25 protein-coding genes are annotated in these 24521 nt (G+C 48.6%); 11 read left to right on the plus strand and 14 right to left on the minus strand.

Annotated elements, in window-relative coordinates:
- Nucleotides 1-87 precede the first annotated feature (87 nt).
- The 3 genes from OEY58_19165 to OEY58_19175 are packed head-to-tail and all read left to right on the plus strand — an operon-like array spanning nt 88 to nt 3377.
- On the plus strand, nt 88-804 hold the full coding sequence (locus OEY58_19165) for a response regulator (protein MDH5327578.1): 717 nt from the start codon (nt 88-90) through the stop codon (nt 802-804).
- 15 nt (nt 805-819) lie between these two features.
- Nucleotides 820-2130: a HAMP domain-containing histidine kinase gene (locus tag OEY58_19170; GenBank protein MDH5327579.1), complete on the plus strand. Its 1311-nt coding sequence runs from the start codon at nt 820-822 to the stop codon at nt 2128-2130.
- A gap of 59 nt (nt 2131-2189) precedes the next feature.
- Nucleotides 2190-3377, plus strand: a complete 1188-nt coding sequence (locus tag OEY58_19175; protein ID MDH5327580.1) for a hypothetical protein — start codon at nt 2190-2192, stop codon at nt 3375-3377.
- Nucleotides 3378-3385: 8 nt separating this feature from the next.
- Here the strand turns inward: OEY58_19175 and OEY58_19180 are convergent, their stop codons facing one another.
- Entirely contained in the window at nt 3386-3694 is a 309-nt protein-coding gene (locus tag OEY58_19180) for a hypothetical protein (protein MDH5327581.1), read from the minus strand.
- A gap of 339 nt (nt 3695-4033) precedes the next feature.
- On the opposite strand from OEY58_19180, the gene OEY58_19185 reads away from it, so the two are divergent.
- The gene (locus OEY58_19185) at nt 4034-4495 is read left to right on the plus strand and encodes a hypothetical protein (protein ID MDH5327582.1); all 462 of its coding nucleotides are present in this window, start codon (nt 4034-4036) and stop codon (nt 4493-4495) included.
- Between the two features lie 48 nt (nt 4496-4543).
- On the opposite strand, the gene OEY58_19190 is transcribed toward OEY58_19185, so the two are convergent.
- Nucleotides 4544-4897 (minus strand): FHA domain-containing protein, encoded by a 354-nt coding sequence (locus tag OEY58_19190; GenBank protein ID MDH5327583.1) that lies wholly within the window; start codon nt 4895-4897, stop codon nt 4544-4546.
- 271 nt (nt 4898-5168) lie between these two features.
- Here OEY58_19190 and OEY58_19195 point away from each other — a divergent pair, with 271 nt between their 5' ends.
- The 3 genes from OEY58_19195 (at nt 5169) to OEY58_19205 (ending at nt 8783) form a co-directional block, all read left to right on the plus strand.
- On the plus strand, nt 5169-6281 hold the full coding sequence (locus OEY58_19195; GenBank protein MDH5327584.1) for a pentapeptide repeat-containing protein: 1113 nt from the start codon (nt 5169-5171) through the stop codon (nt 6279-6281).
- A 188-nt stretch (nt 6282-6469) separates the two neighbouring features.
- Nucleotides 6470-8281: a hybrid sensor histidine kinase/response regulator gene (locus OEY58_19200; GenBank protein MDH5327585.1), complete on the plus strand. Its 1812-nt coding sequence runs from the start codon at nt 6470-6472 to the stop codon at nt 8279-8281.
- Between the two features lie 106 nt (nt 8282-8387).
- A complete protein-coding gene (locus OEY58_19205) occupies nt 8388-8783 on the plus strand; it encodes a hypothetical protein (protein MDH5327586.1) in 396 nt (131 codons plus the stop codon).
- A 60-nt stretch (nt 8784-8843) separates the two neighbouring features.
- Here the strand turns inward: OEY58_19205 and OEY58_19210 are convergent, their stop codons facing one another.
- Complete coding sequence (locus OEY58_19210; protein MDH5327587.1) at nt 8844-9437, minus strand: histidine phosphatase family protein; 594 nt, start codon at nt 9435-9437, stop codon at nt 8844-8846.
- A 153-nt stretch (nt 9438-9590) separates the two neighbouring features.
- Between OEY58_19210 and OEY58_19215 the strand changes: the two genes are divergently transcribed.
- The 4 genes from OEY58_19215 (at nt 9591) to OEY58_19230 (ending at nt 12209) form a co-directional block, all read left to right on the plus strand.
- On the plus strand, nt 9591-10208 hold the full coding sequence (locus tag OEY58_19215) for a hypothetical protein (GenBank protein ID MDH5327588.1): 618 nt from the start codon (nt 9591-9593) through the stop codon (nt 10206-10208).
- Between the two features lie 123 nt (nt 10209-10331).
- Complete coding sequence (locus OEY58_19220; GenBank protein ID MDH5327589.1) at nt 10332-10892, plus strand: hypothetical protein; 561 nt, start codon at nt 10332-10334, stop codon at nt 10890-10892.
- Nucleotides 10893-10903: 11 nt separating this feature from the next.
- Nucleotides 10904-11380: a hypothetical protein gene (locus tag OEY58_19225; protein MDH5327590.1), complete on the plus strand. Its 477-nt coding sequence runs from the start codon at nt 10904-10906 to the stop codon at nt 11378-11380.
- Between the two features lie 25 nt (nt 11381-11405).
- Nucleotides 11406-12209 (plus strand): hypothetical protein, encoded by an 804-nt coding sequence (locus OEY58_19230; protein ID MDH5327591.1) that lies wholly within the window; start codon nt 11406-11408, stop codon nt 12207-12209.
- 38 nt (nt 12210-12247) lie between these two features.
- On the opposite strand, the gene OEY58_19235 is transcribed toward OEY58_19230, so the two are convergent.
- The 11 genes from OEY58_19235 to OEY58_19285 form a co-directional block, all read right to left on the minus strand.
- Nucleotides 12248-14281 (minus strand): hypothetical protein, encoded by a 2034-nt coding sequence (locus OEY58_19235; GenBank protein ID MDH5327592.1) that lies wholly within the window; start codon nt 14279-14281, stop codon nt 12248-12250.
- 258 nt (nt 14282-14539) lie between these two features.
- The gene (locus tag OEY58_19240) at nt 14540-14827 is read right to left on the minus strand and encodes a hypothetical protein (GenBank protein MDH5327593.1); all 288 of its coding nucleotides are present in this window, start codon (nt 14825-14827) and stop codon (nt 14540-14542) included.
- On the minus strand, nt 14827-15234 hold the full coding sequence (locus OEY58_19245) for a bacteriohemerythrin (protein ID MDH5327594.1): 408 nt from the start codon (nt 15232-15234) through the stop codon (nt 14827-14829). Before OEY58_19245 ends, OEY58_19240 begins: the two co-directional genes overlap by 1 nt.
- 225 nt (nt 15235-15459) lie before the next feature.
- The gene (locus tag OEY58_19250) at nt 15460-15999 is read right to left on the minus strand and encodes a DUF2845 domain-containing protein (GenBank protein ID MDH5327595.1); all 540 of its coding nucleotides are present in this window, start codon (nt 15997-15999) and stop codon (nt 15460-15462) included.
- A 171-nt stretch (nt 16000-16170) separates the two neighbouring features.
- On the minus strand, nt 16171-17115 hold the full coding sequence (locus tag OEY58_19255) for a porin (protein ID MDH5327596.1): 945 nt from the start codon (nt 17113-17115) through the stop codon (nt 16171-16173).
- A 466-nt stretch (nt 17116-17581) separates the two neighbouring features.
- A complete protein-coding gene (locus OEY58_19260; protein ID MDH5327597.1) occupies nt 17582-18760 on the minus strand; it encodes a hypothetical protein in 1179 nt (392 codons plus the stop codon).
- A 34-nt stretch (nt 18761-18794) separates the two neighbouring features.
- Nucleotides 18795-20711: a tetratricopeptide repeat protein gene (locus OEY58_19265; protein MDH5327598.1), complete on the minus strand. Its 1917-nt coding sequence runs from the start codon at nt 20709-20711 to the stop codon at nt 18795-18797.
- On the minus strand, nt 20704-21627 hold the full coding sequence (locus OEY58_19270; GenBank protein ID MDH5327599.1) for a hypothetical protein: 924 nt from the start codon (nt 21625-21627) through the stop codon (nt 20704-20706). The genes OEY58_19265 and OEY58_19270 overlap by 8 nt, the downstream gene beginning before the upstream one ends.
- Nucleotides 21627-23216, minus strand: a complete 1590-nt coding sequence (locus OEY58_19275; protein MDH5327600.1) for a UUP1 family membrane protein — start codon at nt 23214-23216, stop codon at nt 21627-21629. The genes OEY58_19270 and OEY58_19275 overlap by 1 nt, the downstream gene beginning before the upstream one ends.
- Nucleotides 23217-23364: 148 nt before the next feature.
- Nucleotides 23365-23907 carry a hypothetical protein gene (locus tag OEY58_19280; protein ID MDH5327601.1) on the minus strand — a complete coding sequence of 181 codons (543 nt, stop codon included), beginning with the start codon at nt 23905-23907 and terminating at the stop codon, nt 23365-23367.
- The gene (locus tag OEY58_19285) at nt 23892-24503 is read right to left on the minus strand and encodes a hypothetical protein (GenBank protein MDH5327602.1); all 612 of its coding nucleotides are present in this window, start codon (nt 24501-24503) and stop codon (nt 23892-23894) included. The genes OEY58_19280 and OEY58_19285 overlap by 16 nt, the downstream gene beginning before the upstream one ends.
- Between the last annotated feature and the right edge of the window lie 18 nt (nt 24504-24521).

Consider the following 24521-nt stretch of genomic DNA (forward strand, 5'->3'; position numbering starts at 1 on the left):
CCCGGGCAGTTGCTCTCACACGCTCAACGTTACACACTGTTACAAAGCGTTGCGAGGATTGGTAATAGCTTGACGTATAATCAAACCATGGAAACGACCCATTCAAAAAAAATTCTGATTGTGGATGATGACAGCGAGATCTGCTCACTGCTTTCGGCATTTCTGCAAAAACAAGGCTTCAGTGTCAGCAGTGCGGCCAATACCTCAGAGGCTGACACCCGCTTCAAAGAACAAGAATACGATTTACTGGTACTGGATTTGATGATGCCCGGAGAAGACGGCCTGAGTTATTGCCGTCGACTGCGCGGACACAGCGGTATTCCCATCATTATGCTCACAGCGATGGGCGAAGAAACCGACCGTATTGTGGGGCTGGAATTGGGTGCGGATGATTATCTGCCCAAACCTTTTAACCCTAGAGAATTATTGGCCAGAATCAAAGCCGTACTAAGACGGCAACACCCACCCCAGGCAGCACAGGGTGACCAGGTGCATTTCGAGGGCTGGCACTTGGACTTAGCCAAACGCGAACTGACTCAAACGGATGGAACCTTACTTTGCCTTACCGCAGGCGAATTCGAATTACTGGCTGCTTTTGTGGAGCATCCACAACAGGTTTTGAGCCGGGATCGTTTAATGGATATGACCAAAGGGCGGGGGGCCGGCCCTTTTGACCGCAGCATTGATGTACAGCTAAGCCGGTTGCGGAAAAAAATGGAACACGATCCCAAAGATCCCAAGTTGTTCAAAACCGTGCGCAGCGGCGGCTATTTATTTACCGCACATATCAGCCGTTCCAAATAAGGTTGCCTGGGTCATATGAAGTCCTTATTCCCCAAAAGTATTGTCGCCCGTACGGTCTGGGTTTTGTCCATTGGTTTTGTACTCATCATTATTGATGCAGCCATTATTTCCGCGCTGATATTTCGGGCCGAATCCAAACCGACCAATATGTATGAAATAGGAATCAGCATAAAAACATTGGCGGCCTTAGTAAGCAATACCCCGATGGAATCTCGCGAGCAATTAATTCGTTACTATGAAAACCCCAATCTGACTATGAAGTGGCATGGCTACACGCAGCCCCAACCGCGTAATGACGAACATTGGGGCACCCAACGTTTTCAACAACATTTACTGGAGCACCTGAATAACCCCAACATCCAACAAGTGTTGATACGCCATTTCCACGATGATCAAACCAGTAATTTATTCGTCATTCTGCAACTCACGGATCAAAGCTGGCTCGAATTCGGAGCCAAAACCCCGAACCACCATACTCAATGGCTGTTTACCGCCATTCTTATACTGTTGTGTTTTTTCCTGGGGATCTACGTACTGGCCCTTCTCATTAGCCGCCAAATTGTCACCCCCATTCGCCATTTTACCGAGGCGGCCATGCAATTCAGTACGGACATAAACGCACCACCGCTGCAGTCGTGCGGCGCCAGCGAAGTCAATCAAGCGGTCAACGCCTTTAATGTGATGCAGGAAAGAATTCGTCGGTTCGTCACGGAGCGCCTGGAAATCAGTGCCGCCATCTCCCACGATTTGCGTACCCCGCTCACTCGTCTGCGCCTGCGCCTGGAAACACTGGATGACCCGGTGCAACAAAAAAAATGTTTACAAGACATTGATGAAATGCAATCCATGCTCCAGTCCACCCTGGCATTTGCGCGTGATGACACGGACAAAGAACCCAAAACCCTCGTTGACTTTGCCTCCCTGTTACAAAGCATTTGTAACGATTTTGCCGATAGCGGTGCTGAAGTGAGCTACACCGGACCGGAACATTTAAAAATTCAATGCCGACCCGCAGCGATAAAACGTGCTATCAACAACCTCATTGATAACGCAATCAAGTACGGCCAAATGGCGCGGTTGTCCTTACAACCCACGCCCCAACAAATCGAAATACGGGTGTGCGACGCCGGACCGGGTATTCCGGAACAGGAGTGGGAAAATGTGTTTACCCCATTCTACCGCCTGGAAAAATCCCGAAACCGTGAAACCGGTGGCACCGGTTTGGGCTTAACCGTCACACGAACCATCATTAGCAGCCACGGTGGCCATATGAAATTTTGCCAAGAGCGTCAGCAATTCTGTGTATTGATAACCTTACCTCTTTAGAAATTAAAAGTTTTTCGCACACTTTCCGATAAGTAGTTGTAAAATGCGAAAAATACTCTATGGAAACTGCTCCCTGGAACAAAACAGCCTGGAATCAAGGCAACATCTATGCAGATAGAACCGGCACGTCCTGGTCCTATGTTGCTATGTCACTGATATGGAATGTTTTTTCCTTCCCTTTTTTCTATTTAATGATTTACCGACACTACCAAGGAGGCTGGGACCCTGTCCTGTTGCTGGCATTTTTTCCCCTGGTGGGGCTCTTGTTGGCGTGGTTTTCCGTGATGCAAGTTGCGCATTGGCGCCAGTTAAAAAATCCCATGCTAAAACTCAATCCCTTTCCCGGCTCTTTAGGGGGTGATTTTGGCGGAAATGTTTATCTGCCGGTAGACTATGCTGCCAACCATCAATTTACCCTAAAGCTGCAATGCCTGCGCAACGAGGGAGATACAACCACTGTGTTGTGGGAAGAAAGGGGAATGGTTGTCGCTGAAGCCGGTGACACGGGTAGCATGATCCGGTTTCGCTTCGCCATACCCGACAACTTACCGGAGTCCAGTGACCAGGACCAGTGGAAGTTAACCCTCAGTTGTGACTTACCGGGCTTGAAACTGCAATGCCACTATACCGTACCGGTATACCTCACCCCGGAGATGTTCCACACCACCGGCGTGGTGCGATACACACCGGCCAAGCTCAACCGCGCCACCATCCCCCAGTCTGTGGTGGAAATGAGTCAGCTAAAAAACGCACGCCGTCTCTACTACCCCGGCAGTCGTAACTTGAAGCTGGGCTTGGCTCTATTGTTTAGCGCCGCTCTGTTATTCGGCCTTACGGCCTTTCCCTCGGTTTTGGCCGTATTAAACACTTCGCTGGGATATGGGGAACAAAAGCTGATGTATCTACTGGTATCCCCGGCATTGCTTTTAACCGCGTTCGCGATCTATGCGCTGGGTAATAGCCTGGAAATATTCTTCACCTTCGACAAAATCATCAGCATCCGTCGCGTATTAGGCATACCGTTCGTGCGCAGCATCCAGGTACAGGATATATGTGCCCTGATCTCAAAAAGCCAAAACCGCAGCAGATCCAAAGGCCAAACCTTTTCCCTGCAGGCCCAAACCACTGACGGACACAATATTGTGCTGGGAGACGGCATACATGGACAGCGTATAGCTAAGCGCATCAAGCAATTAATCCGGGAAACCTTGAACACGTCTTTGGAGTGGGTCGAACCCAAACCATAAGCCCCGGCTTATTCTCTAACCAACAGCCAGATCCCTTTCGATGGACCGGGTAACACCCGGTTTGAATTGACGATTTGCCCACAGGAAACCCCCAGATGATGCAGCGTACGCTCCATAAAGCCTCTGTGTTTTTGTAAGGTAGGGCCAATGATAATTACTTTACGTTCCGGTTTGGTCTTCACCAAATCCGAACACTGGCGCAAAGTCTGAAGGTCTTCATAGGTCGCCAAGACTTCGTCCTTAACCTGGATAAAGAAACTGAGACCATCGTCTTTAAAAACGCGTGATTCAATAATATCTGCCTGTTTTGCCGCCATACTCAATACTCCTAAGCCTGAACCTTTACCGAAACCACAGTTAACTTCTACCGCTTAATTACACGCCATTAAAGGGGAGGGGTGCTGGCAAAAAAATGATGAATTCTGACAATCCAGCCGGGAACAACAGGGAAATGCACGGCCCATGCCGGATTTCTCCACGAAAACCTCTTCAGCCGCTCGTGGAGCGCTACAGGCCAATTGCAAACTTTTGTTTTAAACTGTTGTAAAACCTATGTTAATTCCCGAAATATCGTTAATCCACAGCCAAGCGGAGTCGATAACCTCAGGAAGCAACTATCGCTGATGACATTTTCTTGAGACAACACAGGTGACCCCATGGCAGCACGCAATATTTTGGATTTCAGTCAACCCCTACGCATAGCCGCATTTGGATTGGATGACTATCCGCGCAAATCACTGGAAAAAGCATTGCGCAATTCCAAGCATTGCGCCACTTTGGTTGACCAAAAAACAGCCGAAGCGGGATTGTTTGACTACGACAATTCCGATACCTGCCTGTGTTGGAACAGCTACCGTAAACGTTGCCCGGATTTACCCACCATCGTGATTGGCTCCACCGACCCAAAATTGCCCAATACTTTTTATGTGTCCAAACCGGTACGAATCAGCAAACTTAAGGAAGCCATACACGCGATCAAACAATCGCAACCCAACCATTCCACCCATTATCAACCGCCACAAGCCAGTGTCAGCCATATCGATAGCGCCCGCAAAGCAGTAGAGCGTATCCCCGTGTTGGATGCGGAGCACAGTGCCACCGTGCTGCAGTGGAAATAGCTTAAGGTTAAGGTTGGTAAGTGGCGGGGAAACAGAACCGCCGCGTGCTTACAATTTTCTGATTTTTTGAGTCGCCTGAAATCGATTTTTGGGCGGCGCATGATCCTTCATGGAAAACTTCAAGCGAGTGTTTCCTACCCGAATAATGTCCCCGTCCTTCAAAGTATGTTTAGTGATCTCGCGACTATTGACGAAAGTCTGATTGGTACTGTCCAAATCTTCTAATATGTATTCAAACTCGTTTTTGTTGCTGGCAGTGGGGCGAATGGTGATCAAGGCATGATAACCACTGACCGTATCGTCATGGATAACGATTTCATTGTCTTCCTCACGCCCGATCCCCATTTGGCTTTGATTTAGAGCGCAGTAGTTGTCCTCACCCAGAATTTGCAGCGTTGCCACGACTTTTCCTCTATATTTACAAAGAGTTACAACAGAATTGTGTATAAACTGAAATTGCCATACGCGTGTCGAGTTTACAACGATCAAGTACCAAATACCATAATTACGCGGCTACCTCAGGAACTTACCGTTCCAGAATTGTCCCATTGCTGAACACGCCCGAGAAGACCTCATTATGAGATCACGGTACCATTGTGCTATAAAGAGTGCTTTAGCCCGTGAAAATCCACAAATCCGAAATGGACTGTCGCTGACTCCAAGGAGTGATATTTTGCACATTAAGTCTGTTAATTCGCACGGCTGCGGATTGGTCATTTTTTTGTTTGTCACCCAAATTTCTTTAAGCGCTTGTGTCAGCACGCCGAAATCCGGCAAGTTTGAAAAGCCCCTGTCTCGTCTGCAAGTTGCCCGCGCCATCATTGCCAAACCCAAAACCCAAGCCCTGGACATGGAGGGGAAAAATCTCAGTGATTTAAATTTAACCCATATGGATTTTCAGGGCGCTAAAATGAATCACGTGTATTTAAAAGGCTCCAATTTAGAAAACGCCAATATGAAAGGCGCACAACTACAGGGAGCCGTGCTCAGCGGCACCGATTTGACCAAGGTTAATTTAAGCGGCGCCAATCTCAGAGATGCGGACCTGCGCAACACCGAATTGAACGGCACCCTACTGGACGGAGCCGATCTCAACGGCGCCGATTTAAGCGGTGCCACATTAAAACAAGTAAGCTTCCATAACGCCAATGTGTTTGCCACTCAGTTTGTAAATACCAACATCGATGAAACCGATTTCTCCGGTGCGGTTCTGCGCGGCGTCAGTTTTGAAAAATCCACCATCAACAACAGTCGTTTTATACGCTCAGATCTCAGCGAAACCAACTTTTCCTACGCCACGCTGCGTAAAGTGGAGTTTGAGCAAGCTCAGGTCACCCGGTCTCATTTCAAAAAAACAGCATTTCTCCGCTGCAATCTACAAAACACGAATTTTCATCAATCCATATTTAATGAAAGCAGTTTGCAAAACGCCAATTTCCAGGGGGCTACTCTCGACGATGTCAATTTCACCGAAGCCAATATGAGCCAAAGCAATCTGGACCAGGTCAGCGCCATCCGGGCAAACTTCACCTGGGCCATACTGGAAAACGCCACTATCACCAATGCCAACATGAGTCATGGAATTTTCACCAACTCTTCACTGCGTCAAACAGACCTTTCCGGGACTAACTTTAGTTTCGCAAATCTCAATAAAGCGGATTTGTATCGCGCCAACGCCGATCGTACTGATTTCACCGAAACCAATCTGGCCGATACCAATTTGGATGGCACTCAACTGCAAAACGCTAAGAATTTGGAGCTATCCCGAGGAATTAAAGGTAAATAACCCAATAACGCCGCTATGACCCGCCAACCATTGTCTCGTTAGAGTAAATAATATATAAAGGAAACTCTAATAAATGCCTGGAAATCCCGAAAGCAATGGGATTATTCCACTTCCCGGTTTTGTGGCCATTCAGTAACGATCCGGCCCTTAGGTAATTTAAGCCACGATTCTATACAGGCGCAACCACTATGCTTACTAATGAAGCCGTAGTTCCCATTCAATCTTCTCAGCCGCCAAGCGATCACGAACTGATCTACCACGAACAGGTGAAACTGGCATACACACAATTTCACGTATGCAGCCTATCCTCGATTAGCGGCTTGATCATCATCCCCCTGCTGTTGTGGAACCATGTTCCTCACTTCAATTTATTCTTATGGCTGGGTTTGACCGTTTTCGGCCTGCTGATTCCACCTCATATTCTCATTTACAAATACAAAAAAGCGGATGAGGAAACTCGCAAAAAGAAATATTGGGGTCAATGGCTGGTAGGGATTGCTCTGCTGGGCAGCACCGCATGGGGCACCCAGGGAGTATTGCTGTACACACCGGAATCCACAGTACATTTATTTGTAGTTTTGGTGTTCCTCAGTTCCGGGGCCGCTATTTCCACCATTGTTGCCACGCCCTATCCCGCCCTGTTCTGGACCAAAACACTACCTATTTTGGCCCCATTTTCCATTTATGCCCTTTTTCAGGACGATCTGATCCAGATAGTCCTGGGTACGGGAATGCTGTTCTTTTACGGCGGCACCTTAGCTGTCATGTACTCCAATCTGCATCGAAACGTCCTGGATTCGCTTAAGCTGCGGTTGGAAAACACCCACTTGGTCAAACAATTACAAATAAAAAACCAGATCGCAGAAAAAGCCAGTGACGACAAATCCCGATTTCTGGCAGCCGCCAGTCATGACCTGCGCCAGCCCTTACATGCACAAGCGTTGCTCCTGCATGAACTTAAAGATCAACTACCTGAAGCGGACAATATCCAAGCCTTAATAAAGCTGGAAGCTTCCATGAATGCGATGAATGGCTTATTTAATGAGTTACTGGACATTTCCAAACTGGATGCCGGCGTGGTGACCCCTCGCTATACCCATGTGTCGGTCGCAGACATGTTTGCGGAATTAAAAACGGATTTTGCCGTTCTGGCCAAGGAAAAAAGCCTGCAATTACGAGTTCGCAGTTGTGATTGTTATGTACACAGCGATTACCAGTTGCTATCCCGCATACTGCGCAACCTCATCAGTAACGCCATAAAATACACCAGCAGCGGCGGGGTTCTACTGAGTTGCAGAAAACAAAACAGCCGGCTGCTGTTCCAGGTGTGGGATACGGGACCGGGTATCCCCAGTGAACAACGACAACTAATATTCGACGAGTTTTACCAACTCCACAATCCGGAACGTGATCGCAACAAAGGATTAGGTCTGGGTTTGGCCATCGCCCATCGCCTGTCAACTCTGTTGCAACACCCGCTACGGGTTCACAGCCGTGTGGACCAAGGCTCTGTGTTCACCATCTGTTGCCCTATTGCACCCAATGTTCTCAACATCCGCACACAACCGCCTGTCCGCAGTAATGAGGATCTGTCCCTAATTAAAATTTTACTGGTGGAAGACGATGAACTCATCCTCAGTAGCACACGGGAACTGTTATTGAAATGGCAATGTAAATTATTCGCTGCCGGCTCCCTGCAAGGGGCCATCAACCATGTGGGCAACCTGACCGGCAACGGCCCCAAGCTGATCATCGCCGATTATCGTTTGAGAAATAACACCACGGGCATGCAAGTTGTGGATAAGTTGGAGCGTATCCTAAAAACCCGGGTCCCTACTATTATTGTCACCGGCGATACTTCACCTGAGATTCTTAAGGAGATTCATGCGAGCAAGCGATACCTGTTACATAAACCGGTGGCCCCGGACACATTACGCGCCTTCATAAACGAAGTTTTACACCTGGAACGGGAGTCTTTGCTGGAAACAGAGGCCGGCTAATGCCCCATAGCCAGCTTACGTTTACATTAAACCACCTAAAGCAATGATTAAGATAGACGATAAATGGGTATACGCAACTCACCTGTAACACTGTGGAATATCAACAATGAAAACTCTTTTGAATCCAATGTTGAAAACAACCAGAAAAACTTTACTGACAGCAGCAGCGGTTATTTTCAGCGGCAGCCTGCACGCCAACACCCTGACCTTACAAGTCGTTGATGACGGCGAACCCTTACCCATGGCTGAGGTCATTTTGATCGATTCCGAAACCAATCAAATATTGGATTCCCAGTTCACCGACACCAATGGTCTCTATGCATATGCCAAAATGCATGAACGGGTGAACATTCTGGTAACCAAAGACGAGTACGCTAAAAAAGTCGTAAAAAATGTTGCCCTGAACCAGGCACCGATAAACAAGAAATTAAATATGGTTCTTCAAGCATTTGCCGACAATAACCCAGGTTATGGCGACAACGGCGAAGGTTGTGATGACTGATTGGTTCGCGGGCAACGCCACCCGTCGTATGTCGGGTTGCGCTGCGCACCCTACACAACGCTAAAGAAACGCAGCATTTACAAATTCCAAGACGCTCTTTTCGCCGCTATGGCGAATGCGGCTGAGACCGGCGTTCTCCACTTTGATGCGATACATCCCGGCACCCGACGCCCCCAGGACTCCGGCAATGATGGCGCGCATCACACCCGCATGACTGACCAATAACACGTGCTTCCCGGCATGTTGTTGCAACAACTCAGCAAAGGCCGTTTCCACTCGCGTGCGAAATTGATCCAATGGCTCCGCCCCCGGTGGTCGGCAATTTACCGGATCGGCATAAAAATCTTGGTATTGCTGCGGGTTTTCTGCCTGAATTTGCTCGGGGGTACGCCCTTCCCAGTCACCAAAACCCACTTTGAAACGCGCCTCGGTTTGCATGGGTAAGCCCTGGTTCTGAGCCAGCTCCTGCGCAAATTCGCAACAGCGACGCATGGGTGAGGTCACAATGTGCTGCCAAGGTGCCGCCCCCGCCACCGCCTGACGCATTTGTTCCCAACCTTTTTCACTCAAAGGGTCGTCCACCCCATGGCCGCGGTAAGCCCGCCCCCCCTGAGGTTCGCCATGGCGGATTAAATCGATAATCGTCATAGGCAAATCATACCATAAGCGTTTGATTTTGCTTTTTATCCGAAAAAAATGACCGCCGGTCAAACTGAAGGCTTTTTTTGTAAAGGATTTGTGAAATCAGACGTTATAAACAGTAGAAATTTCACACAATTATTACAGTTTACACCTCGGGTAGAAACGATGAAAAAAGTAGTAACTGCAAGTCTTTTGAGTGCGCTGGCATTTTTACCGCAACAACTTTTGGCCAGTCAGGCCACTTGTTCCGGACCTATAGCCTGTAGCGCAGGTGCTAGCGCCAACCTGACCTTGAATGTGGTAATCCCGGCATACATCCGTTTCCAATTGGGTGACTCCGGGTTAGTACCGGCCATTAATTTTGATTACTCGGCTGCACCCGCAACAGTTGGTGACGGCACGACCACGGGTCCCAGCGGCAGTACAGACACCGCTCTGGCAGGAGGCGCCACTGCCACGCACAGCGTAGAAATCGCCGTGGAATCCAATACAGTGGGCGTTAACAACGCCGGCTCTCTCACCATCACAGTGAATCTTACCGATGGCGGTATTCTGACCGGTGTCAGTACCACAAACCCAACGTGGGCTGAATTTTCTGTAGCTTCTGTGGGTGGTACCATCTCACCTCCACTGGTTCTTGATGGCGATACCAGTTTAATCACTGTACCTGGAACCGGGTTCACCAATGTTACCGATAACTGGGCATTCAGTTATGCAAACACCAAAGTGTTAGCCAGCGGCACCTACACCGGCACGCTCACTTATACTGTTGCCGCTTTTTAAAACAGCCGTTGTGATCTAAACTTTCTACAAGCTCCCTGATGCAAATCGAGGGAGCTTGTGCTGTTTAGGGCCTCGAAAAAAGGAGTAGTGCCTGGAGTGCGGATTCGAAAAACAACGCGTTTCATGACAATAAGTTTCCTGACGGTATTGAGTCTGATTCCGTTTGGCAGTCACAGTGACCATATCGGTATCGCCCCAGCTGGACAGCGACCCTCCATTTCCCTGGTGGTGGGACCGGTGGGCAACGAAACCGCTGCCGCCGTGATCACTTACGATTTTTCTCTCACTCCCAATTTGTTGAATACGGGCATTGTTGCCGGTACCCCCAATATTTTGGTGGAAGTGGGGTTTCGTAAAGCCCAGGGCGGTGGTGCCCCTCCCACACAAACCGTGTACCTGGACATCAGCGCACCGACCGGTCTGGAACAAACCCCACCCAACGGTAATACCATCCCCATCAGTGAGTTCAGTTGGACGGTAACCGCACCGGTGGGTAGCATCCATGATGTTACCTTGCCTGCGGGCAGTTTCAGCAGTGGCACCACACCATTTCATTTTGGTGACGCTGGAGCCAACCAGGTGTTCTGGATGGGTGGGGAACTCACCATTAATTACTCCAACAATTCTATTTATGCCAGCGGCAGTTACAGCGGCACTATTACTTACACCGCGTATATTTTGTAACGAGAATGAGTGTGCCTCTCATACGATTGTTGCTGCTTAGCTTTCTCTTCCTTTACCAGCCCGCCTCGGCCTTGGAAGTCCTCAGCGCGCGCTTTTATCCGCAGGAACATTTACAGCTGGAAGCCCAATGGTTGGAACCGCAGTTACGCAGCTCAAAAGACCGGCGGCAGGAGAACCTAATCATTGCCACTTCTTCACTGAACGAGCTGCGCTTGACCATACCCGCTCAATACCTGGGTTCCATCCACAAGATTTATCTGGTGCTACCCAAACAATTTGAAGGCGTTCGGGATCAGGGCGTGGACATTCACTGGGAAACCCGGGGGCGCTTTTTAGCGGGCAGCGCCAAACCAGGGCAACGGGTGCTGCTGTTTCAAGGGCTGATTGACACGGAGTTATTGTGGGACGAAATCGTCTTCACTTTCACCATTGACGCCCGATACATTTATGGCCCTATGGCCTTTCATCCCCAATACGAAATCGAATAAAGTAATCTGCAGGCATGATAAGCTAATGAGAATAACCACCGTTTTTTTGTTCGCTATTTTTAGCCCGACTTTATGGGCCGGTTCTTTTGACGCCACCGTGAGTCCGCCCAAATTTGAAGTTAAAGCTGAGCCCGGCGAAGTCGTTCGCCAGGTCATTCAAATTACCAACATGTCCTCCGAACTCATGAAATTTCGAGTTAACACCGAGGATTGGGATTTTGTGGACAATGGCAAAGTGAAATATCACGCGGGGACACCGGTGGCCGGTTCCTGCCGTCCCTGGACGCGTATCGAACGGCATTTGCTCGCCATTCCCGGCAAACGCCAACGCCCCTACCGCTTTGAAATCCATATTCCCAAAAACACAGCACCCACATCCTGTCATTTCGCCTTAGTCATAGGACCGGACCCCAAGTCTGTACAACCGGCTAGTATGGGTAATGTGAGTATGCCCTTTGTGGGACGTATTGCCGTCATTATTTATGTGACCATCGGTTCGGCGCAACCGGTGCTGAACGTCAAAAGCATCAGCATGCAATCCTTTCAGAACAATCAAATACCGGTAGCGGTTATCAGCAACACGGGGAATGCACACGCTCGCCCCAGCGGCATTTTGAAAGCCAAGGATGCATCCGGCCGCCAAGTGGAACTGTGGGTAGGCGCCATGCCCATTTTGCCTCAGCAAAGCCGAAAAATCCCCTTACATCCCATGGATTGGTCATCCGGCAGTGCCCAAAAAGCATCCTTCACCTTAACGCCGCCCATTCATGTTCAAGGAGAACTGGAATGGGGAGACAACAAGACCAAGCTGGACCAACTTGTTCATTAAACGCCTGCTTAAAATGCGGCAGAAAGTAGGCTTGGGAATTAATTGGTATTCAGATCCACCCAACTAATATCATGCAGCCCAAAATCCACACTATGAGTCTCCCGAGTTTCCACCACAATCACCTCCGGCTCTTCATTGTCCAGCCCCCACGGTAAAGGAACATCCGCAATATTAATGGAGACTTGATGAGCACCACAGCTCACCGGTGAAAACTCATAGCGACCGTCGGCATCGGTTTTTGCCGAGTAAGACGCATCCAGATGCACAGTCACTCCCGCCAGGGGTTTCTCCGTAGAATCCCGTACAGCGTCATTGTTGCTGTCAGCAAACACATAGCCCTGAATCGCGCCAAAGCCGTTACAGGCCCCGGGACCGGCAAAAACAGCGCTGCGCCGCCCCCAATCCTGATTGTATTTCAGCGAGACCATGATGAACTGATTATTACTCACACTGTCCAGTACACTACTGTCCAGCGCATTTTTTTCCCATACCAATTCCGCATTCATAAGGAAGTTGCTGTCTATAAACCAATTGATATTAGAGTTAAGCGAGTAGTTACGCCCGTCATAAGCACTGCCCTGACGATATCCCAGCCCCGCTTTGCCACCTACCGAAAAATCCTGATAATGTCTGGATATAGCGATATTTACACTGGTATCGGATTCGGTTTCACCATTACGGGAACGTCGCTCCGCCAGCAACCCGACATTGGCTTGCATATCCAGTAAACCGGAAAACCCGTGATCCCAACTGAAGCGGACATCACTCACGTCACCACTATTGAGAGACCGGGTAATCGCCGTATTCCAGGAGCTGCGCCCCAGGGAAAACTTATGCCCCAAACCCATATTCAGGCCCAACAAACGGGTCCGGCGTTGATCCAAAACAAGCGACACACGCCCCTGTCCTTGGGTAATACGGGAAAACCGATAAAACCCGTGGCTGGAGAACTGCATTCGCCCCAAATCCGGGTCTGTTAAACTGCGATCCGCATCCAGTCCGAAGCCCAAACCATAACTGCTCCGATTGTATCCTGCCTGCCAATAGGCACCACCGGAATCCGTGCGAACCGGTGCACTGTGGTCCACCCAGCGAAGCTCCGGGTCAAACCGAAAAACCCCATATTGATGAATCCAGCCTCGCAACAACGAGCGATTATCCAACCACAAACCCAGCCCCCCCCCCGGATTAGCCAACAGATGCACCTGACCCGAATAGCCGTACTCAGGTTTGCGGTAACGCAAACCACTGAGGACAGCCTGATGATCACTGGTGTTGTTGTTATAGCGAACATCGTTCAGTTGCCACCATAAGAGACCTCCTTCCAACCCCTCTCCCAGATGACCCGTCACGGAAACACCGGCAACCTCTCCCTGAGTCCGTTCAAACGTCGGGAACGTACTGCCTTTTAAGGTGCCCAGTTTCCCCCCCAAGAGGTGAATTTGGGCCTGTTCAGCGCTTAGTTGACTGCTGACCCCCTCAATCACGGGCAAGGACAAACGAAACCGGGGGGAATTGAGCAACATACCCGGATAACTCAGAAAATGCTGTCCCACACTGTTATCCATAGCCCAAGAACGATTCAAAGCAAAATCTTTTTGCTTTAGCCAAAAAGACGTATCACTGGCATATGGGTCTTGGGACACCGTGGTCTGCACCAATAATTTGCCGTAGCCCAAGCTTTCCTGCTGTAGTGTCAGACTCAGACCCTCATCCTGTCTGGAACTTGAAACAGCTTGAGACTGACTCACTTTTCGATTGATATAACGCAAGTCCACATCAACGGCACCGGGTAACCACTGAGGCATAAGCTGCGGACCCGCCTCATATGCATAGTCATCCGCCACAGCCGTGGGATCGATGAGAGTGTCTGTATATTCCGGTTCAGGCTCTTGACCGGGAAGGGGTGTTTGCAGATTGACCCCGGTGCTGTTCACATCGATGAGCGCCAACTCTTTATCCGACAGCGTGTCTGATAGCTCCAATGCCCGAGTCGAAATCGTGAATAGCAGACACACCAAACCCGGTACCAAAACCGTCGATAGCAATACTGTTAATTTTTTGCTCTCCACCCGGAGTTATTCCCTTCACCCAGGAGCCCCTTAAACTCCTGAAATCACTCAAATAAATAAGGATATTGGTATTGCTGCCGTGACCACCTCTCAGATTCGCCGACAAGGTACGGCTCTGCTGCGAATTAGGGCCTTTTGTTAACTAGATCGGGCAGTCGCTGGTATTTTTTAGGGTAAAAACAAAGATCTGCCTTTGGGCATTCACAAACTGCACCAGAGGAGCTAAAAGGGACAAACCGCAGAGGTAAATGAAAAAGTCTAGGATGGCTTCCCCTGCCGGGCTTTGCGAATCAGGCGCCGGGCACGTTGCACCTTGACCACACAATTTCGATATTTTCCAAACTGTTTTTGTACGGCTGCACCGGTCAACAAGCCGGCAGCTTTTGCAAAGGCAATGGAACCACCAAAACCTTGCACTTTCGCTGCAGCCAGTTCCTTATCAGCCTTCACCAGGCCCTGGGCGCATTGTGACTCCTGAGAGGCAATGGCACCGGCACAATAAAAGGTAAACAACAACGCTAATAAAACACTTCCAGCTTGCTTCATTAAGCCGCTCCTTGCTGCTTCATATGGGGAACATAGGCTTTATCGATTTCCAGGATATGGTGCCTAAGCCAGTTTTTTAGGAATTCCAGCGCCTCTTGGGCCACCACTTGACCTTGCTCGTAGTGATCCAACAGCTGCATGGCTTTCACATTAAAAGCATCATGTTCCTGCTTGTGTTCTGCGGTTTCGGGGTAGCTGAAGCGCTGAAACATCTCCTCTTCCATAATAAAATGGTTCATGGCGTATTCCACCAGTCCTGCCAAGATATCTCCGACCACACCGTTGTCCGGTTGATCTTTACTGATTTCATCGTGCAGTTTATTGGTTGCATCCACCAACCAATGATGTTGCGTATCAACCTCGTTGATTTCGAGAATAAATTCGTCGTTCCAAGGCATAAAAGTCATCTTGCTCTCCCGTTAGGGCAGTTGGGGCTGCCATTGTCAATTGGAAAAGAGGGTTTGTTGTTTACCGTTTTATCACCCCTTATTTATGCTAAGTCGGACAGGACTTAAGGAATTTTGTGACCGCGATCACACTATAGGGTTCAGGGAGACAGATTTTGTGAGTATGAGGGACACGGAGTAAGAATCGACCGGTGATAAGTAAATCACCGGATTGGATATTTAGTTTTATTCCGAAATATGAGTCACTTTGCCGCCTTCAAAGTGTAATAAAATGGTGTTGGTGCGGCTGGTCCAATAGCGCCACTGATCCACTTCCGGTGACGGGGTTTCGTGTGCCGGAGGATAGCCCAGAGCCAGAATAACCTGCTTCTTGGTCATGCCGGGTTCCACAATCCCCTGACGAATATTATTGGCAATGGACTCAGGATATTGATCCAAATCGGTCGGATCGGCGGAAAACATACGGTCAAAAATGGAATTGATATCCGTAACACTGTATTTTCGGATATTATCAATACGCAGCTTCCCACCGGTATCGTGACGCCGAAAGATGAGTACATGGCGATTGTATTTGAGCAAGGTCATACGCGTATTGATAGGTAGAACCTTGCCTTTGAGATAATTGGTGGTGCGGTAACGGCGCTTTTCCACCTTAAACGTGTGGCGGGTATAAAATTCCCCACCGATATCACTGCGCTCCAATGCTTGGGCAAACCCGGGTGACAGCAGGCAGAACGCCAATACCAGAGTGATAAAACGATTCATAGCAACAGCCTTTTTTCCCATAGTGATAAAATACTAATATCCGCAAGAGTCGAATTCAATAGACCGTATTTCCTAGGCGGGTCCAGCCACATGAGAATGGGCGGCAACTAAAAACAAAAAAGCCACAGCGAACTGTGGCTTTTCTGGGGAACAACACGATAACCGATGGTCTTAGAACGTACCCAACAGTTCCAGGCTGATGATGGCGCCATCACCCAAACCGGTTGCGTTGGTGGCGTCATCAATAGAAGCAAATTCACCATTAATGAAAATATTCTTATCCAACTCATACAAACCGGCAAAAGTGACGGAAGAAACACTATCGGTGCCCGGAGCTTCAAAATTCAGCATATTGTAACGACCGGTAACGCTGAACTCACGGTTAACCTTGTAGTTACCCAGCACGCCCAAGCCTTGATCCACAAACTGGCCAGGCATAATCAACTCTCCACCCACCATCAACGGTCCGTTTTTCCAGGTAGCGTTCACATTGATAATATTACCGGCAGCCGCAGCAGCAGTATCATCCATGGTCACCAAACCGCCGGTGATCTCCAGATTGCGAACGGGCGAAGCTGTCACACCGATCAGGATAGAAATCTCTTCCGGCACATAGCCCAGATCATTGACAATACCGCCGAAAATTTTGAAATCGCCTGCATTGTGTTCAACCAAAGTACCTTGAATGTTATTGCCATCGCGACTTGTTTGGTCATCCCAAAACCAGGCAATCAAACCGGCGCTGATGGTATACATATCCGGAGCATCCTGCTTTTCCCAGCCAAAGGGATTATTCATGATACCGACAGACAATTTTGTTTTAGTGTCGACGGAGAAAGCTGCATAGGCTTGCTCAACAACGGCTATGTTAGTACCGCCAAAATCAGGAAAATCCACATCCAAGCGCACATTGGCTTTGGAACCGGCATCCAGTTCGAAATCCAGTTCAGCGCTGGTGAAATAACGCATTTCCAACTGACTTGGAACACCGGCGGCCGTAGTTCCGTCGGATAAAACAAAACCCGTATCAATAAAACCCGACATTTTGGGCCCCGCGGCAAAACTTGCCATGGGAATCAAAGTTAGCATTGCTGCTGCACAGGTTATTTTCTTCATCTTAATTCCTCTCCAAATATATAGGATTCAATTAAATTCAAAGATATTGTAGACCATATCTTCACTTTGTCTCTTAAAGTTTTAATTTTTAAGCCGATTGAGTTTATTTTGTGTGAACCACTTATTATTTTTTAGATATGAATAACACAACACCCTTTCCTTTAGTGGTTGAATTTTATTCATTTTTGACTGCTTCCAATCGATATCCTTGAACTATTCCATCGCGTGTAAAAGCCATGGCCAGAAGCCTGGGAGCATCCTATTGGATTGCAGAACCGAAATCAACGGTATGAGATGAAGGAGAATGCCAATCTGGTCACACGATGAACAATACGATTAATAATCAACCATAAATTTCGTGCGTTAAGATTCTTACGATGAAAAAGATCCAAGTTTATAAAGTCGCGCCAATGAAAAGTTGATTCATTGGCGCGATTTGTTATGGTGCACGTTCAGACAAGGCGCTTTAAAATTCCCAGGTTCCACCTAACCACAAAATACTGCGATCAAACTGGTAGCGCTGATCCGAGGAGTTTTCGTTCCAGTGTTGAAGCTGGGCAAAAAGCATTTTGGTATCATCCCATTGGTAATCATAATTGACTTTCAAATGAGTACCGTAGTATTTCTTTTGATTTTCGTTGGGATCGTCGTATGCAAAGGCATTGGGATAATCCCGGTGCCAAACGGCAAAATCCAGTTTCAACATCTGGCGCGGATCGATTTCATACTTTAAGCGAGTACGCAGTTTGTTTTTGGTGTAATCGTAGTAGCCCTGGTAGGGATCCTGCCGCAACTTATACTGATAATCCAAATGCAGCACCATCGCCTTACTAAGACGCTGACGCAGGTGAACGCCGATGTCGTGGTAACGAAATTCACGCAACACATTCACATAAGCCGCGTTGGCATCTCGCGCCGACAACTCATCGTAAGATATGGTGTAGTAGTGATAGGACATGCCCAATTTGCTTGATCGAGCCATACGAAACTTCACTTCACCGCCCATATTGAAATAACCGTAATCATACTCTTTTATTCCGGCGATTTTTTCATATTTGCGATTATAGAGATCCATGTCAAAAGAGTATTGGGGGCTGGTGGTACGGGATTTATAGTCAAAATTTATACCGGATTGAGTATAGCGATAGCGTTGTGAAATATCGGTTGTCCCGACGAGTTTTTCATCTCCCGTATCGCGATCCACATATGAATCGATATTATTGACATATTTGAAACCCACATAGAACTTTTTATCCAGGCTTCGCTTTCGGGAAATAATGTGTTCGTTGCCAAACTTCATTAAGAACTTGGTGTTGTCCGCATTTCTGTATTTGGAATCCAGATACAAATCCTTGAGTAACAACACGGACCCTTGCAGCCGGTTGTCCTCATTGGTAGAGTGGTCCAGCTTGCCCCGTAAGCGTACCGGCAAAAACAAACCGGACTGCACTTTAGGGTCAACCGGCGCTCCCGCTGCGACATCAAAGTATGGGTCGCTGGGTGCTCGATAGATATTGCTGTCAAAAGCCAGTGCAGCTTTGGCCTCCCATCCATTTGGGGCGGAATCTTCTCCATCATCGGCACCATAGACAGGTGAAACCAATACCGCCAGCAACCCTATCCATGCCAACTTACTTCTATTCATGACAATATCTCCACGTTTAACGACACTAGTGCCTTTATTGCAATTCACTTAATTGTTGATTGATTTCTTTGTTGTCCGGATCCAGTTTCTTTGCCTTCAACAATTCTTTACGTGCCTGCGCCTTGTCACCGGAATCCAATAAAGCCATCGATAAGCTGAAGCGAAGATCCGCTCGATTAGCATCGAGACTTACAGCTTCGCGCAATACCGCCACCGCCCTATTGGGCTGTTTTGCCCCCTGATAAACTGCAGCCAAAGCGCTGCGCGCCTTGACGCTTTCACTATCAAGAGTCAGTAGTTGCAAAAAGGCCTCTTCGGCTTTCTCCCATTGTTTTTGCCTGTACAGGACACTGCCCAGGTTATTCCAAGCCTGAGCATAGCTGGGATCTTTTGCCAAAATTGCTTCATAGGCGGTAATGGCCTTGTTCTCCTGGTTTTTTCGTGAATACTGAACCGCCAGGTTCAGCATGGCCTTCAAATAGTTGGGCCGAATGCTGACGGCTTTCTCGTAAGCCGTAATGGCTTCGTCAACTCTTTCCTGACGACTGAATACCAGCCCCCGGTTAAACCAGGCTTGTGCATATTGCGGCTTAATCTCAATTGCCTTTGCAAAAGCGGCATCCGCTTTAGAATAGTTTTTGTTTTTCAGATAGAGCTGCCCCAGGTTGTACCAGGCTTGCGGATAAGCTTTTTTAGCTTCAATTGCTTTTTTATAGTAGATTATGGCCTTGTCATATTGCCGCATGGCTTTATACGCCAAACCGATGTTTAAATAAGCCTTGGGATAATCCCCTGACTTCATTGCTACTGCTTTTTCGTATTCCGCAATAGCTAGCTTATAATCTTTTATACCGTATGCCACACGTCCCAGATTAAAGCGGGCCGTCGCGTTATTCGGCTCTTCGCTCAGAGCCTTCTCAAACCGAATCCGGGCATCCGACCAACGCTTCTGCTCCAGGAAAACCAATCCTAAGTTTATGCGTGCTTTTGTGTATTGGGGATTGAACTGCAAGGCTTTTTCATAATACTGCAAAGCATTATCCAAATCCGCAGCGTCAAAGTACACCGTTGCAATTCGAAAATACGCCGGAGGATAATTGGGTACCAAATCCAGAACTTTATGGTATTGCGCTATACGTTCCTTGCGCCCTTCAGCGGTCTCTGGCTCCAGCGCTGCCAGAGCAAAACGCGCTTTTATGTAGTCTGGCCGGATACGAACGGCTTGATTGAACACCTTACGCGCAATCGACCACTGCTTTTTACCTATAGCCTTATAGGCAAGCCCAAGGTTGTACAGCGCCTTGGCCTTGCGTTTGCCGCCGGCCATGCTTTTGGCTTTTTCCAAGGTGGTAACCGCCTTGGCGTACAACTTCATCTTTAAGTAAGTCACGCCCATATTCAGGTGGGCTTCAAAGTGATGTGGTACCGCACGGATCAGGCTCTCATAGTCCTGCAGCGCCCGCTCATAATCCCCACGCTTCAGGTAAACCAAGCCCCGATTTAAATATGCCGAGACATCCACCGGCTTGGTTTTCAGGGCTCGATTGAATTGTGACAAGGCCTGTTTGCGATCCCCCTTGCGATAATAAAACAGCCCCAGATCATTGTAGGCAGCTGAGCTCTTGTGTTTCTGCAGTAACTGCTGATAGATGGACTCCGCCTCATCCCAGTGAGATTGGACGATCAACGCTTCGGCCTTTTGCAATTGAACACGATCATCCGAAGGTCGCGCCGGTTGCAGATCTATCGTATTGCCCGCATCGGCTATATCGCCCGCGTCATCTTCATCATCGTTTTGGGCATCTGTACTGCTGATTTCTATGACAACCACTTTATCGGCATTACTTCTGCTTTCAAACTCCACATAGCCCAACAACACAAACAAAGCTAACAACACCAATAACACAGGCACGAAGCTTTCACGCCAGATTTTTAATTGCAGGCTATTCACGGTCACCACCTTCCGCACCCAATGGCGACAAATCCTCCAATAAACCACGCAGGCCCAGCATATTGGCATTTTGTATTTCTATTCCGGGACGCACGTTGATCTCCAATACTTTGGGTCCCGATGACTCCAGAGCAATGTCAATGCCCAAGTATTTCAAAGGTACGGTGTGCGCCACGGTTTGCGCTATTTCTAGAATGTTGTCCCAATAGGGTATTTGTGCGCCAATCAACGACTGGCCGGAATCGGGATGTTGCTGTATCGCGCGTCCGTCATGGATGGCATGGCGGGTAATGCCCGTCTCCATATCAACCCCCATTCCCACTGCACCCTGGTGTAAATTGGCAGTACCGCGGGACGCCTGAGTCGCCAGACGAATCATGGATAACACCGGCTGATGATCACATACAACCACCCGCACGTCCGCCAAACCGTAGGGACTAAGCCGGGTTATCTGATCGTGCTGTTTTAAGCGCTCCTCCACTATTGCTTGATCGTTTAGATCAAAACTGTAAACACCAAACAATATATCCGAAATGTGTTTGCGCAACTGCTCTTCGCTGTATTGCGTACCACCGACACTGATCCAACGATCGCCCCGGCGTTGTGCAATTACAATGATTCCGCCCCCACCCCGGCCTGATGCCGGCTTGATCACAAACTCGTTGTGAGGTGCCAAATCCTGTGACAATTGACTCATGCCGTAGAAGGAGTCATAAACCAAATACGTTTTAGGTACCGGGACACCGTGTTGCGCCAACACGCCTTTTGTTTTGAGCTTGTTATCCGCCAAAGGGAAATGACGACGTTGATTGCGCGGATAAATATAGGACAGATTACGCTGATTGATGCTCAGTACGTCACCCCATGCTTCGCCGGCTTCGCGCATACGTTTAAAGACTTGCTTCAAACCAAACATCAAGCACTCGCCTTGTTGAATATCAGGCCGCGAAAACGGTAGAACTCTGACAAACGCATGCCGACCCATTTACCCAGCCACAGATTCAGTGCCACAATGACCAACAGCAGTTCGGGAAACGCCAATATCATGCTTTGCAAGAATAGTGAATCCATCACAACATAGGCAGCTGCGATGACCATCAAGGTGGAGGCGGTGATTTTAAACGCCTTGCGCCATCCCTGCTCAGTTTCTATGATCGCAAAGCGCTCTGCTGTTATGGCTAAAATGGCAATAGGAAACAAGGTAATATGCGCCAGTTCAAACAAACCAAACTGCACCCCTAATACGGTCATAATTAACATGACAATCACAACAGTGGTCAACATAATCGCCATCTTGGGAGAATGCAGTAATTGCATCGAATCCAAAACCCGCCGAACCAGAGAGGAAATCAGGATAATCAAGGTAAACCCGATTGCACCCCACAACAACCCGGTTTCCCGCGAAGCGGCTGCAATCAAGGCGGGTAAAAATGTACCGAAAGTCTCTACTCCGATCACGTTTCTGAATATCACCACCACAAAAGCACCCAGGGGAATCATGAGCAAAATCTTAAGTAAATTTTGCGAGATGCCCACGCGCTCGAACACCGAATAGATATTTAAAATATTAAACGATGACTTACTCAGAGACTGTTGTACCTCCGCCTGGGGCACAAGACGTTTTAGAATTTTAAAATTGTATTGAAAGTTCACATTGGTCGTGTGCTTAAACAATACCTGATCACCATAATACAAACTGACAAAATTGGCCGGGATTTCTGCGAAGTGATCGTTGATGGTGTCGAAGGGTACCCAGTGACCATTAACATAGACCTCAACCCATTGGTGGCTGGTACGCTTGGAGCCGGGATTGAGAATCAACCCTCCCACCAGACGCGCAGGTAAATTGAGCTTTCTGGCCATGGCCACAAACAATCGGCCCTTGCCGTTGCAACTGGCCTCCCCCAGCTTTAAGGCGGTGAGGGCATCGGTAAAACCGGAGAAATTACGATTGGCAAACTTATCCTGTAAATGCCGATGAATGGCTGTTAAGGCCGGTTTAATATTGGGCTCCGACCCCAGAATTTTTGCCAACTCCAGCTCAATCAAAGGATCATTAACCGGTACGCCCGGCTCTGAGAGCAGATACTTTTGCAGCAATTGGGGGTAGCTGTTTGGAATGGGTGCATTTTCCGGCAATACATAACGTACATGTCGCCCCAATACAGAATAGTTGTAGCGCACGGTCTGATTCCCTGAAACCGAATCCGCTGTCCATTGCGCCATGCGATTTAGTGCGTCAGACTGCAAGCCCAGGGAAAACAAACCCGGTGAACTTTGCTCGTCCATAATTTTTTGCCGCGCATCAGACCGGGGTAAAAAAGTCCCCAGCTGAATATCATCACCATGACCATCCACCTGCAGCGTGATGTCCACATTATAACTCACGGCAGGAATCAACCCGGAAACGGTATAGTCCAGTATGTATAACTTGTAGATCATTAAAGAGGCGGGCAGCAACAGCGATACCAGCAATAGAATGGAATACCCAAGATTTTTATTCATATAAGAAATTACTAAAAGAACAATGTGTTAAATTCGAAAAGAAATGTAACACTTATAATAGCTTAATCTCTGTGGGATTGAATTAAGCTGTCATTAAGAACGTAAAAACCGCCGACCGTTTCGCACAATAGCTATAATTGCCAACCACTTAGAGAACAGCCGTTTGCAACGCCGCGGGAAAACTGGAACTGTCGAGAGGGTCGGTGCCGGAACGCACCTCAACCAGATTGGAAAACCCGTCTATATCGGCGTCATAATCGCGGTTTAAGTCGTTATCCGTCAGGATTATCTCGGATATTTGACCATCCGCCACTGTTACGTCCGTAACAACAGTTGCCAACAGCAGATCCGTGTCCGCCAAAACAATAAAATAGCGCACTATCAAGACATGGTCGCCGGGAGCCACATTATCCATGCGGCCACTAATACTGTTATCGATGTCACTGACGCTGAGCTCCACCACGCGCTGCCCGTCGAGAATCAATTGTGCCCGCAAACCGGCAATTAAAGGGTCCCCCAGAGCCGCCGGCGCCATAAAACTCAAGATCATACGGTCTCCGTCATACTCCACACTATCCTGGCTACAGGCGAATAAGGGCAAACACAAACAAGCCACGCAAAATCGCAAAACGCCACGAAGCGATGTTATCCCCGGTCGGTGAGCACCAAACATCATCAAAAAAACCGCCACGGACTGGGCCCCGAAATTACAATGGTCCCACCATCACTGCTCTCATCATCTTTATTGGCTGCCGCAACAATGGCGCCCGTGACCAGCACCCCCACGGCCACCCAGACCCAGGTGCTGGTCGCCGCCGGCTTCTTGGAGCCGGCTGTAACAGCTGCGGTTGGCGGTGGGCTATCCAACGCCACGGCACCTCGCACGGGAACGGACAAGGGTGAAAAAGGATTGCCGTGCTGCACCGTATTGCCTGCCTGATCCACCGCCTGAATATAGTACTCCAATCCCGGGACGATTAATTCCAGTTCATCCACCACGGCAGTGTAAAGGGCGGAATCGGCTACGGGGTTCATGGTACGAACTCTAAAAGTCTCCGTGCCCTTTACCCGATAGTACAGTTCCACAGTTTTTACGCCGCCGGAGTCCGTCACCGTCGCCGATATAGCCAGCGGCCCGGTTTTTTCCGCCATATCAACAGGAAGATGGTGTTGAACTTGTGGAGCCTGAGTATCCTCATCCGCCGCCACAGAAAAATGCATGGGCACCAGAGTCAACAGGCTGCACAACAACCGGATGGCTCCCCCCATCAACTGCTTCCGTTTCATTAACTTATTCAAGTTTGC

Source organism: Gammaproteobacteria bacterium (assembly GCA_029882975.1).
Taxonomy (GTDB): Bacteria; Pseudomonadota; Gammaproteobacteria; order SZUA-152; family SZUA-152; genus JAJDNG01.